Origin of the sequence: Spirosoma sp. 48-14, assembly GCF_001898575.1 — a bacterium.
Taxonomy (GTDB): domain Bacteria; phylum Bacteroidota; class Bacteroidia; order Cytophagales; family Spirosomataceae; genus Spirosoma.
In genome coordinates this window covers 482,174-495,596 of sequence record NZ_MKUD01000010.1, presented here as the reverse complement: position 1 = coordinate 495,596, position 13,423 = coordinate 482,174, and the positions used below count along the sequence as shown (strand labels likewise).

Annotated in this window: 7 protein-coding genes; 6 read left to right on the top strand and 1 reads right to left on the bottom strand. The window is 50.0% G+C overall.

Features of this window, described 5'->3' with window-relative positions; translation table 11 throughout:
* Window positions 1-16: 16 nt before the first annotated feature.
* The 5 genes from BGO59_RS10410 to BGO59_RS10390 all read left to right on the top strand — a co-directional run bounded on the left by BGO59_RS10410 (window position 17) and on the right by BGO59_RS10390 (window position 10,405).
* Entirely contained in the window at window positions 17-3,358 is a 3,342-nt protein-coding gene (locus tag BGO59_RS10410) for a TonB-dependent receptor (RefSeq protein ID WP_293683560.1), read from the top strand.
* Window positions 3,359-3,385: 27 nt separating this feature from the next.
* On the top strand, window positions 3,386-5,257 hold the full coding sequence (locus BGO59_RS10405; RefSeq protein WP_293683559.1) for a RagB/SusD family nutrient uptake outer membrane protein: 1,872 nt from the start codon (window positions 3,386-3,388) through the stop codon (window positions 5,255-5,257).
* A gap of 316 nt (window positions 5,258-5,573) precedes the next feature.
* Window positions 5,574-6,947, top strand: coding sequence for a DUF1080 domain-containing protein (locus BGO59_RS10400; RefSeq protein ID WP_293683558.1), 1,374 nt, complete (start codon window positions 5,574-5,576; stop codon window positions 6,945-6,947).
* A 158-nt stretch (window positions 6,948-7,105) separates the two neighbouring features.
* Complete coding sequence (locus tag BGO59_RS10395) at window positions 7,106-8,806, top strand: hypothetical protein (RefSeq protein WP_293683557.1); 1,701 nt, start codon at window positions 7,106-7,108, stop codon at window positions 8,804-8,806.
* A gap of 6 nt (window positions 8,807-8,812) precedes the next feature.
* Window positions 8,813-10,405, top strand: coding sequence for a glycosyl hydrolase family 28 protein (locus BGO59_RS10390; protein WP_293683556.1), 1,593 nt, complete (start codon window positions 8,813-8,815; stop codon window positions 10,403-10,405).
* Between the two features lie 35 nt (window positions 10,406-10,440).
* Here the strand turns inward: BGO59_RS10390 and BGO59_RS10385 are convergent, their stop codons facing one another.
* The gene (locus tag BGO59_RS10385; protein WP_293683555.1) at window positions 10,441-10,860 is read right to left on the bottom strand and encodes a hypothetical protein; all 420 of its coding nucleotides are present in this window, start codon (window positions 10,858-10,860) and stop codon (window positions 10,441-10,443) included.
* 126 nt (window positions 10,861-10,986) lie between these two features.
* Here BGO59_RS10385 and BGO59_RS10380 point away from each other — a divergent pair, with 126 nt between their 5' ends.
* Window positions 10,987-13,323, top strand: coding sequence for a GH92 family glycosyl hydrolase (locus tag BGO59_RS10380; RefSeq protein ID WP_293683554.1), 2,337 nt, complete (start codon window positions 10,987-10,989; stop codon window positions 13,321-13,323).
* Window positions 13,324-13,423: the final 100 nt, after the last annotated feature.

Here is a 13,423-nt window from a genome sequence, read left to right as displayed (position 1 = left end):
AACCCGTGTATAACCGATGAAAAATTATGTACAACTATTTAGGGTCCCTCCCAGATTGTTTCAGGTATTTCTGACTCAGTTAGCCCTATCAATGCTCTTCTTTGGTATATCCGTAGCCCATGATGGCTATGGACAGGAATTACTGAATAAGCGAATCAGCTTAAAAGTTGAGAACCAGTCTATAAAAAAAGTACTTAGTGAAATCGAAAAATCAGCCGAGATCCGCTTTATTTATAGTTCAAGCCTCATTCGTTCTGAACGTAAAATAACGCTCAATCTCGATAACACCACTCTAGGAACTATTCTGGAAAGTTTGCTTAAGCCTTTGCAACTGGATTATAGAGTTTTAGGTAAACAAATTGTATTGAACCGATCTGAACCTAAGACGAGCCTTATTCAGCAACAACCGCCTGTTTTATCCGTCGACAATTCGGCTGATATACCCCTTAAAGGAAGTGTCAGAGATGAAAAAGGCGAGCCAATTGTTGGGGCCAGCGTGATCGTAAAAGGCTCAACGAGAGGCACAACAACCGATTCGGATGGTAAATTTTCGCTTTCAGTTGCCGATAAAAGTGCAGCGTTGATTATTAGCTTTATCGGCTATGAAACTCAAAGTATTGAAGTGGGCAATCGGACCTTGTTTGACATTGTCTTAAAGAACGATTTAAAACAACTGACCGAAATTGTTGTCGTTGGTTACGGCGAAATCAAAAAAACGGATCTGACAGGGGCCGTTGCGTCGATCCAGTCGAAAGATATTGTTCGGGCCAATCCGGTTGTAGCAGCGCGCGCCATTCAGGGTCAGGTAGCCGGTGCCACCGTAACCAAGTCGAGCAATAAACCCGGCGCCGGATACAGCATCACCATTCGCGGTGAAAATACGATCAACAACTCGACAGAACCACTGGTGGTAATCGACGGATTAATCGGGGGCGATTTGAATAACCTGAACCCGAACGACATCCAGTCGATGGACGTCCTCAAAGATGCCTCATCAACCGCCATTTACGGAGCGAGGGGAGCCAATGGGGTGGTTATCGTAACGACTAAGAAGGGGTTATCGGGTAAGCCCCGCGTGAGTTACGATAGTTACATCGGCATAAAGACGCCCGCCCACATTCCCCGCCTGATGAATGCGCAGGAATTTTATAAAGCAACGTATACCGACCGCGTGCTCGAAGGCGCTACGGGGGCCACATTCACCGCTGCGGAACTGGACAATATTAAAAGTGGACGAAGCACCGATTGGGTCGATTTGATTACCCGTTCCGCCGTTCAGACGAGCCAGAACCTGAGCGTATCGGGTGGTAGTGAAAAAACAACCTATCGATTTTCGGGCGGCTATCTGAACGAAAATGGAAACGTGCTGTATACGGGGTTTAAACGATATAACCTGAATGCGGGCCTGGATAGTAAGTTGGGCGAACGGGTAAAGGTTGGGTTCACGTCGTATTTGACCTATAGCAATCAGGATGTGGGTTCTCAGGAATCGTTACGGGGAGCGTATCGCGCCCGCCCAACTGGAACCGTTTATTTTTCAGACCTGGCCAATCCGTCCGAAAACTCGGATTTTAACATCGACGGATACGCGTACTGGATGGGTATCAACGACAAACAGGTACCAAACCCATTGGTCGATGTTGAACCGGCTAATTCCAAATTACAGACGACAATTATGAACGCACTAGGGAATGCCTATGCCGAAGTGTCTATCGTAAAAGGATTAACTTTCCGCTCGTCGTTGTCAGCCTCCTACAGTGCTACCAAAATCGGTGATTTTCGGGGGCAATGGTCAAAATCGCAGATCGGTACCAAACCCAGAGCGCAGTACGACAACCGTACCATGGGCAATTATACCCTCGACAACATTGTCAATTACAACCTGGATATGGGCAAGCATAAGCTGACGGTTACGGGGCTGCAAAGTGCTTTTTATCAGCGCAATGAAACCTACACCATCGCAGCCAAAGACCTGCCCTATGCGTCGGATTGGTATGCTTTGTCCACAGGTACCGTTACGTCCTATGCCAGTTCGCTTACCGAACGCTCGCTGCTCTCGTTTATGGGGCGAATCAACTACACCTTCAACGACAAGTATTTGCTGACCGTAACCGGCCGTTCGGACGGTGCTTCTCAACTGGCAGAAGGAAACAAATGGGCGTTTTTCCCCTCGGTAGCGTTGGCCTGGCGGATGGGTGACGAGCCGTTCATCAGTAACCTTAATGTGTTTTCGAACCTGAAAATGCGGATCAGCTATGGACAGGTAGGAAACTCGACGGTGGCCCCATACAGCACCCAGGCTGGTTTGATCAATACGGGCTATGATTTTGATGGTACGGCGGCTTATGGGTTTGCCCCCGCTAATCTGGCCAATAAAGACCTCAGATGGGAACGCAGTAAAGAGTTCAACCTCGGTATCGATTTCGGTTTCTTTAAAAACCGCATTGCAGCCTCGCTGGAATTGTATCACCGCAAAACAGTCGATCTGATTCTGAACCAGAAAATACCAACCGTTACGGGCTTCAACCAGGTCGTTACCAACGTCGGGGTCATCGAGAACAAAGGTATCGAGCTGACGCTCAATACAGTAAACATTAGTAAGCAGAATTTCAACTGGAACAGTACGTTCGCCTTTACCCTGAACCGAAATAAACTGCTGTCGTTGTATGGCGATGGTCAAACGGTCGATAAAGGCAACAAACTCTTCGTCGGTTATCCAATCAAATCCAATTTCGATTACCAGTTTGCGGGCATCTGGCAAACGGCCGATAAAGACCTGGCGCTGAAATACAAGCAGGAGCCCGGCTCGGTTCGTGTGGTCGACCAGAACAACGATGGGCAGATTTCATCGACCGATGCCATCGACGACCGGGTTATTCTGGGCACGCAGCTCCCCAACTGGATTCTGGGCGTAACGAACCGATTCAAATACAAAAACTTCGACTTTTCGTTTTTCACCTACTATCGAAACGGGGTGCAGTATAACAACAGCACCTTATCGGGTACGTTCGGCGAAATGAACAACACCCGGTACAACAAACTGGCCTCTCTCGATTACTGGCGTAGCGATAACCCCTCCAACACCTATTTCGGCGTTGTTGCTGCGAATCCGTACCGGAGCGCCATCAACTATCAGGATGCCAGCTTCTTACGCATTTCAGACATTACCCTTGGCTTCACCCTGCCCAGATCGTTGGTCGATCGCTGGAAAATCTCGAACGCCCGTATTTATACGCAAGTGTTGAATCCGATTGTCGTTACCAAATTCACAGGTTTTGATCCCGAATTCAATTCAGCCATTTATCAGGACGACGTTCCTTCGGCAGTCTATACACTTGGCGTAAACTTCAGCTTCTAACCTTGTACCTAATCTTCGAACAGAGCGATGAAATCATTAGTCAATAAACGGTTTACCTCTTTCGCCCTTGCCCTGATGTGTACAGTGCTGGCAGGTTGCAAAGAAGATTTTCTGGATGAAAAACCCGTTACTACCTTAACCACCGACGTATATTATGCCACGGAAGCAGGCTTTGAAGACTTGGTCCGGGCTTGTTATCCCTTACTTAGAAACATTCATCAGGCCCGGACACTGGTGCTGAACGGGACCGATATTTTTTCTCAATCGGGCTTTAGCGATCCCAAGTTTGCCACCCTCTCCACCAGTCCACTGGAACATTACGATGTGCGACTGAATGCGAGTCTGGCCGATTTGCAAACCCTCTGGACGCTACTCTACGCTGAGATTGCCCGGACGAACACGGTTCTTAGTCGTGCCGATGGCATTACAACGATGGCCCAGGCCACCAAAGATGCCCGTATTGGTGAAGCCAAGTTTCTGCGTGCCTTATGCTATTTCTACCTGGTTCAGCAATGGGGCGATGTACCGATGCCGTTAACCGAACAAACTACCGCCAGCAAAGAAGCAAAACGGGTTGCCTCAGCCGATATTTACAAACAGATTCTCAGCGACTTACTGGACGCCGAAACCAAACTCCCCGTAACGGCATCGAACTACGGACGGGCAACGAAAGGAGCCGCTCAGTTTCTGCTAGCCCGTGTATATCTAACCCGTGGCTGGAACTTCAAAAACGCGCTGGGTGGAACAGCCGCCGATTTTGACCTGGCCCTTCAGTATGCCGATAAGATCATCGATGCCTATCCATTGGCGGCTACGTATAGCGCACTGTTCCCACAACATTCGGAGAATCCACTGAAGCAGTATACAGGTGCCCAGAACGACAAAAATGCGGAGATTGTCTTTGCGGTACAGTACAACACGGATGTTCTGACCAATAAAACTGACCCTTCATTTACCCAGGATGCCGCTGGCGGCAGTAACCTTCATTCGGTATTTGGCGGTAGTGGCGAAGGCTACCCAGGTACGAAAGGCCGGACGTCCGACTACAATCGGCATCAGCCCTTCCACGTCACCAATCCCGCTGCCTATCGTTTCTTCGACCCAGACAACGACTCTCGTTACGACTGGAACTTCGTTGAAGTCGGTTATGCTTTACAGGCTGTAGCGGGCTTCAAACCTCTGCCTACGACCAACGCAAACCTCAAAGTCGACATTAAGGCTGGTGATACGGTGGTCTATTTCCGCCCCTGGAACAAACCTGCCCTGACGCTAGCCGAACGAGGTGTCGATTATGGGGGCAAAAAGAACTATTCGGTCGTGAATCTGGAAGAGTACGGCGGTGGCTACGGCTTTATTAACGGCAGCGCTGTAAACGTCAGCGGTTTCCCTGGCGATTATCCCATGATGTGGAAATTCTGGCAACCGGGCATCCCCTATGGCGACGCATATGGTACGCTTAACGAAATTGTCTTCCGGTCGGCCGAAGCGTATTTGATTGCCGCTGAAGCCATTGTAAAAGGAGCGAAAAACGGAAAACTGGGCACTGCCGATGTGTATTACAACAAAGTGCTGGATCGGGCTTTAACCAAAAAAGGAATCGATCCTCAGTGTGCCAAATCACCGGAGAACCTGAAATCGCTGGAAACGGTTTCGTACCGGGCTACTCCTGCCAACATCAGTATCGACCTGATTCTGGACGAACGCGCCCGCGAACTAATGGGTGAGTACAATCGCTGGTTCGATCTGAAGCGGACGGGGAAACTGATCGAACGGGTCAAAAAATACAACCCCTGGGCCGCTAAAAGTGCATCCATCACCGACAAACATTATCTACGACCCATTCCGCAGGGGGAAATTGACTTATCATATCCGCCAATGACCCAAAACGAAGGGTACTAGGCAGCCGTCTTATCGTATTGTCCCCAGAGGTACAGAGCCTATGTAAAAGGTTGGTTGAGTGTCATAGCTCTGGACCTCTGTGGACAATACCCTGACCTGTCCCTTATCGGGTCAGAAACCAGGACGGAACCCATATCCATCCGATACCAGACCGCCTTTGCGGAAACGGCCACAATTTGGGAGGGCTGGACAAATTCTTTCGAACTCCAGCCGTCACGAATGATTCAGAAAGGGGGAGAATTTACTTTCTCTTCCCCTTTTTTTGACCTATCCTTTCTACAACTCCCCCTGCATCTACTGTCTTAGTATAACCGCTATGCTGAAGCACCGTCTTCTTATTTCTTTATTTGTACTGTCCACCATACCCTCGTTTGGTCAGGCCAGGTGGAAAGACCTGTTCAATGGAACAGACCTGAAAGGCTGGGTCAAACGCAATGGCAATGCCGAATACAAGATCGTCGATAAAACCATTGTGGGCGTTTCGCAGCTTAACACGCCCAATACTTTTCTCTGCACCGAAGAAACCTATGGCGATTTTGTGCTGGAAATGGACGTCAAAGTCGAAAAAGGACTTAATTCGGGCATTCAGATCCGAAGCCTGAGCGACCCCAACCAGAATAACGGGCGCGTTCACGGCTATCAGGTCGAGATTGACCCCGGCAATCGTGCCTGGAGTGGGGGTATTTACGACGAAGCCCGTAGTGGCTGGCTCTATCCGTTGTCGATCAACCCGAAAGGGCAAAAAGCCTTCAAAAGTGGGGATTGGAACCGCTACCATATCGAAGCCATTGGTCCGCATCTCAAGACCTGGATCAACGGTATACCCTGCGCCGATGTCTGGGACAACCAAACGGCTCGCGGGTTCATCGCCTTGCAGGTACACCAGATTAAACGTCAGGAACAAAACGGGCTAACCGTTCAATGGCGAAACATCCGAATTGCCACCGAAAATCTGCAAAGCGTTATCATAAAGGGTGGCGACGGCATTCAGGAGGTGAGTTATTTACAAAACCAGTTGACCGAACGCGAGCAGAAACTAGGCTGGAAACTCCTGTGGGACGGTAAAACGTCGAACGGCTGGAAACTGGCGAATGCCGATAATTTCCCAACGGCAGGCTGGGCCATGCAGGATGGCGTACTGAAAGTGCTGGGCTCTAAAAAAGACAGTGTCCGCAAAGGAGGTGACATCGAAACCGTCAAGGAGTTTGCCAATTTTGAACTGGAGCTTGATTTCAAACTCACAACCGGGGCCAATAGCGGGGTAAAATACTTTGTGGTCGATGATCCGAAGAAACGTCCTGGCACGGGCGCGGGGCCGGAATACCAGATTCTGGACGATAAAGTCCATCCCGACGCCAAAGAGGGTGTCAACGGCAACCGCACAACCGCTTCGCTCTATGACCTCATAACGGCCGAAAATCTTTCGGAAGGCGGCACTGATAAACGCATGAATGTGCCCGGCAAGTGGAACAAGTTACGCATCGTAGCCAAAGACGGACACGTTGAACATTGGCTGAATAACCTCAAAATGGTGGAGTATGACCGGCATTCGCAGATCTTTCGTAATCTGGTGGCCAAGAGTAAATACAACACCTACCCCAACTTTGCACAGGCCCCCGCCGGACACATCCTGTTTCAGGATCATGGCGATGAAGTGCAGTTCAGGAGTATCAAGATCAGAGAGTTGTAGTAGCACTTTCTGGTCGCCGTAGCGGACAGCATCCTGCTGTTCAGCCGTCAGGCTAAGAAAGCTGTAAATGTTCTTATAGCCCACAGGGCTAGACAGCAGGATGCTGTCCGCTACAATTCGTAAGCCTCTAGGAATCGAATTACTGTGTACTTTTCATTATGAACCGAAGAAATTTTATAACCCTTGGAGCAAGCACCCTCGCCATTACTCCAATGCTAGGTTTCAAGGGCTTTGCTCGTACAAGTCAAACCAAACCAGCCTGGCTCCTCGACTGGATTACGATCAATGACCAGCAACTGGCCAATTACAAGCCGTTGAAGGTTACAGACCCGGCCAATCGGTTTGTGGGTGGCTACATGAACGATTACGAAATGCCCAATCCGCATACCACAAGCGGTTTCCTGATGAAGGCCAGTATGTTGTTTGCAACCCCAGAATCGGGTCATTACCAGTCAAAAGAGTTATTGAAGGAAATTGAAGCAGCCGCCAGGGCGTTACTGAACATGCAGCACGACGACGGCACCATCGATTTACTGGATACCAACTTTCACTCGACGCCCGATGTAGCATTCGTTCTGGAGAATATTGTTCCAACCTATAAGTTTCTGAAGCCATTTAAGGGTACAGATTCGGCAACCGACGCCATTAAAGCCTTTCTAACGAAAGCCGGAAATGCGCTCAGCGTTGGCGGCATTCATACACCCAATCACCGCTGGGTAGTGTCAGCCGCGTTAACCAAACTGAATGAACTATTTCCTGACCCGCGCTATATCAACCGTATTAATCAGTGGTTGGCCGAACACATCGACCTTGACCCAGATGGGCAGTTCAACGAAAAAAGTACGAATACATACTCGCCCGTTGTCGACCGTTCATTAATCATCATGGCCCGTGGATTGAATAAACCCGAACTGTTTGAACCCGTCCGACGAAACCTGATGATGACGCTCTACTATGTTCACCCCAATGGCGAAGTCGTCACCGAAGCCTCCAATCGGCAGGATAAAGGCACCATTGGCAATATGTCGCGGTATTATTACTGCTACCGCTACATGGCCCTACGCGACAATAACGGCGAAATGGCCGCCATGTGCCGACTCATTGAACAAACCTGCCCCAAAGAGCAACTGGCCGGATACCTCGATTATTTCCTGGAAGACCCAACCCTCTGGAAAGAGCTACCCGCCAGCAAACCCATGCCCACCAACTACGCCAAAGCTTTTCCGTATTCGGGTGTAGTACGCATTCGGCGTGGCAACTGGGACAGCACGCTCCTGTCGAACAACGCAACCTGGCTTACCTTCCACAAAGGCAATGCCGTATTGCAAGGTATGCGGGTAGCGGCTTCGTTCTTCGGAAAAGGGCAGTTTCAGACCGAAAAGATTGAACAGGAGGGCAATAGCTGGGTTATGCGCCGAACGTTGGATGGCCCTTACTTCCAACCACTCCCCTCCGATAAGATCGACCCCAACGGCGACTGGGATAAAATGCCTCGAACCAATCGCCAGCAAAGCGAAGTGCAGCGATTTGAAACGGTAGTGAAGGTAACGGAAGTAGCCAACGGCCTCGAAATCGACGTCTCTATGGGCGGTACTGACAACGTTCCCGTTGCTCTGGAGTTGATTTTCCGGCCGGGAGGTACACTGTCGGGCGTTATGAAACACCCAAAACGCGACAACGCGTACCTGCTTTCGGGCGAATCAGGCACGTATACCGTTGGCTCCGATACGATCCAATTCGGCCCCGGCAAAGCCGAACATAAAGGTGTTCAGTTGCGCGGAGCGTTACCGGCAATGGACGCGCCAACGGTTTACGTAACTGGCTATACGCCCTTTAACCATCGTATTTACCTACGTTAGCTCTTCATGAAAACCCACTACCTACTCTTACTCGCTTTATTACTGTATGCAACCGATGGTTTCAGCCAGCGCAAAGACTATCGGATTACCGCTTATAGGGCCGTAGCCGATGGCGAAACCAACAACGCGGCTGCTATCCAAAAACTCATCGATAAGGTTTCTTCAACGGGCGGTGGTCGTGTCATTGTCCCCGCCGGGAACTTCATGACAGGTTCTATTTACCTCAAATCCGGTGTTGAGCTTCATATTGAGAAAGGAGGACGGCTACTTGGCTCTACCAAACGCAACGACTATAGCAATAAACCCAGTCGACCCGCCCTGATTTCGGCGTTGAACCAAACCAACGTAGCCATCACAGGGCAGGGTGTCATCGACGGGCAGGGCCAGGAACTCATGCTCGACATTTTTAAGCTGCTGCGCAGTGGTGAAATGGTACAGGACACAATCTGGCGGGTGAAACGCCCCAACGACCGGGTGTTTCTTGTGTTTATGCTTGGGTGTACGGGCGTACGGATTTCGGGGATCAGCCTCAAGAATTCGTCGGAGTGGGTGCAGGACTATCGGCAGTGTACCAACGTAACCATCGACCACATGACTGTGCAGAGTACCGCCTACTGGAACAACGATGGTCTGGATATTACCGACAGCCGGAACGTTCGGATAACCAACTGTTTCATTAATGCCTCCGATGATGCCATTTGCCTGAAATCAGAGAATCCAGCTATGGCCTGCGAAAATGTCACCATCGATAGTTGCATTCTTCGGTCAAGTGCCAACGGGTTTAAATTGGGAACAGCCTCACACGGCGGTTTTCGGAACATTAAAGTCCGCCACCTGACCGTTTTTGATACCTACCGCTCGGCCATTGCGCTGGAGTCGGTCGATGGAGGAACGCTCGAAGGTATCGACATTCAGTATGTCAACGCCAAAAATACCGGAAACGCCATTTTTATCCGCCGGGGCCATCGTAACAAAACCGGCCATGTAGGTACGTTAAAAGGCGTGTATATCGCCCATGTTACGGTTGAAACGCCCCTCCACAAACCCGATCAGGGCTACCCGATTGAAGGCCCACCCGACCACCTGCGCCCCGGCGAAGACAAGATGCCCAAACGGCCATCCAGTTTCCATATTTACGGGCATCCGTGGTTGCCCTATAACTTAATTCCTTCGTCCATCGTCGGCATCCCCGGTTACCCCGTTCAGGATGTCGTTCTCGAAGATATTACCATCACCTATGGCGGTCGGGCCGATAAAAACATTGCCCACATTCCGCTCGATAAGGTCACCTCCGTACCCGAAAATGAAGCCAATTACCCCGATTTTTCGATGTTCGGTGAGTTACCGGCCTGGGGTTTTTATATGCGCCATGCTGAGGGCATTCAACTTAAAAATGTGCGCTTACAGTACAAGGAGGCAGATTTCCGCCCCGCTGTCGTCCTGGACGATGTCAAGAATACAACGCTGACGGAGGTGCAGATTCCAACGGCCAAAGAGATGCCCGTTATCCTGCTCAATAATTCGACGAATGTTAGTACGCATAACCTAAAACTGCCAGCACCGGAGGCCAATGCCATCCAGAAATCGAATTTTCAGTGATTAACTATGTGGATAGCAGCTTCAATGGCATAATTCTAATGAAAAACACTTACAGCAAGAATTACGATAATGATGCCAATAAGCATTGTCATTTTCCCTAATGGTTCAATCTTTTTTAGTTGAGCCGAAACATCACCTTCCTGGGCCTTTTTTGAGCGAATTCCTATCAGAATAAGGAGTACAAGCAATACAAGAACGAGTATCAGCTTGACAATTAGCAAAGGTAACGAAGTGATTGTCTGCCAATAGGGTGTAATTAAATACAGACCCGAGACAATAAGTAAGCCGATTCCTATATAACCCATTCGGCTTAACACCAGACTATGTAGCTGAAACCGCCGAGCTTCGTCTTCCTGCATTTTTGAGGTGGCTATGGACAGAAAAGCATGGGCAAAACTGGTTCCGAGTCCCATAGTAAGGCCAATGAAGTGCAGGATTAGCATAGTTTCTCGCATGGTACAGACGTTAAGTATAGAATGGTTTAAAAATAGGTGCCTTAGCGTTTGAAGCTATTAAACGGCAAAGACCTCTAAACGGAGCCACCACCAATAAAGCATTTGAGTGAATTAGTGATTACCAACATGACAAGAACGTATAAGTACATACTCCTCTGCCTCACCGGACTTACCCTACAGGTTCAGGCGCAGAAACCGGCAAAGCAGCCAGTTGACCTGGTGAACCCGATTGTGGATGCGGCTAATTCGCGGTGGTTCTTTTTCAACTCGGCGAGTCGCCCGTTTGGCATGGTCAATTTAAGTCCCGACAATGCCGTCAACGCTGATTGGGGCGCAGGCTATCGCTACCACCTCGATAGTATCAAGTGCTTTAGCCATATTCATGGCTGGCAGCTATCGGGCGTGCCTGTACTGCCCACAACCGGAGCATTTAAAGGCCATCTGGGAGCCGATCAATACGGGTCACGGTTTTCGCATCAGAAAGAAGTATTCAAAGCGGGCTATCACAAAGTCGTACTGGATGCGTATGCCATCACCGCCGAACTAACCTCGACTACCCGCGTCGGCTTTCATAAATACACTTTCCCGGCTGCCGACCAAAACCACATCCTGTTCGATTTCGCTACGTTTCTGGGCCCGTCGGATACGCAAAAGGGTTTCGTAAAAAAGATCAGTAATCAGGAAATTGAAGGCTACGCCATCATGGCCCCGACCGTTCGTCGGCCTAAAATCCTGCCCGTTTATTTTGTGGCTGTTTTCGACAAACCGTTCGACTCGTTCAATGGCTGGCGTAAAGGTCAACTCGAAAAAATTGATAATCAGATCGAAGGGGAACGCATCGGTGCCTATGTGAGCTTTAAAACCAAAGCGGGCGAGGTACGGAAAATGAAAGTCGCCATTTCGTACGTTAGCGAAGAGCAGGCCCGGCTGAACCTGAAAACCGAACTGCCTCACTGGGATTTTGACAAAACGGTGCAGGACAGCCACAGCGACTGGAACAACTGGCTCAGTCGGATTGAGGTGGAGGGCGGCTCCGATACCGTCCGCAGCCGCTTCTACACGGATCTGTGGCACGCCCTGCAAGGTCGCCGGATCATCTCGGACGTTAACGGTAAGTACTCCGACATGACCGGCCCCGAACGACGTATCCGTCAGATTCCGCTGGATGCCAACGGCAAACCCAAATTCAATCACCATAATTCAGACTCGTTTTGGGGAGCGCAATGGACCATCAACACGCTCTGGCATCTGGTTTACCCGGAGGTCACCGAATCGTTTGTAAACTCAATGGTGATGATGTATCAGGATGGCGGGCTTATTCCGCGTGGTCCGGCGGGTGGCAACTACACCTACGTAATGACCGGGGCCGCCACCACGCCCTTCATCGTGAGTGCTTATCTGAAAGGAATCCGGGGTTTCGACATCGAAAAGGCTTACGAGGGAATGCGGAAGAACCACTTCCCCGGTGGCATGATGAGTAAGGCAGGGTACGAACACAACACCTTCAAGGGCGGGGGCATCGAATACTACATCGAACGGGGTTATGTGCCGCATCCACTCAGCAAAACCCGCTACGGTTTCCATCAGGATGGTTCTACGCAAACGCTCGAATACGCTTATCAGGACTATACACTGGCGCAGATGGCTAAGGCACTGGGCAAAACCGACGATTATACGCTGTTCATGAAACGGTCGGAGAACTACAAAAATATTTGGAACCCTGAAATCGGCTGGATGTGGAACCGAACCCTTGATGGCAAATGGGGCGAACCCGTTGATATTCTGCGCTACGACAATGGCTGGGAAGAAGGTAACGCGGCACAATACACCTGGTTTGTACCGCACGATGTGCCGGGCTTAATCAACCTGATGGGTGGTAAAGAAGCCTTTACCGCCAAGCTGAACAGTTCGTTTGAGAAAGCCGAACAACATGGTTTTGTATCGGGCAAATCGCACGACAAAGAAACCCTGGAACAGTATCGCCGGGTATTTATCAACTACGGTAACCAGCCCAGTATTCAAACGGCCCACCTTTTCAACTACGCCGGTTCGCCCTGGCTGACTCAGTACTGGACCCGGCAAATTATCGACAAGGTGTATAGCGGCATCTCGCCCGATGCTGGCTACAGTGGCGACGAAGATCAGGGCCTCATGGGTAGCCTCGCGGTTCTGCTCAAAACCGGCCTTTTCTCGACCAACGGCGGCACCTCGCCCGAGCCGTTTTACGAGATCAGCAGCCCCATTTTTAACAAGATCACCCTCCGCCTGAACCCGACGTATTACAAAGGAAAGCAGTTTGTGATTGAAGCAACGAACAACTCAGCCCAAAACCTCTATATCCAGTCGGCTCAGTTGAACGGTAAACTACTCAACAGCCCCTGGGTCAAGCACGAAACCGTAGTGAACGGGGGTAAACTGCAACTCACAATGGGCGCACAACCGAATAAAGCATGGGGGAATTAACCTCACCCCCTACCCCCTCTCCTGAAACCAGGAGAGGGGAGGCTTACCAGACGATTTTGTCAATCTCAAATAAACTTCTTTAACTGCATTTCAAAGTTTT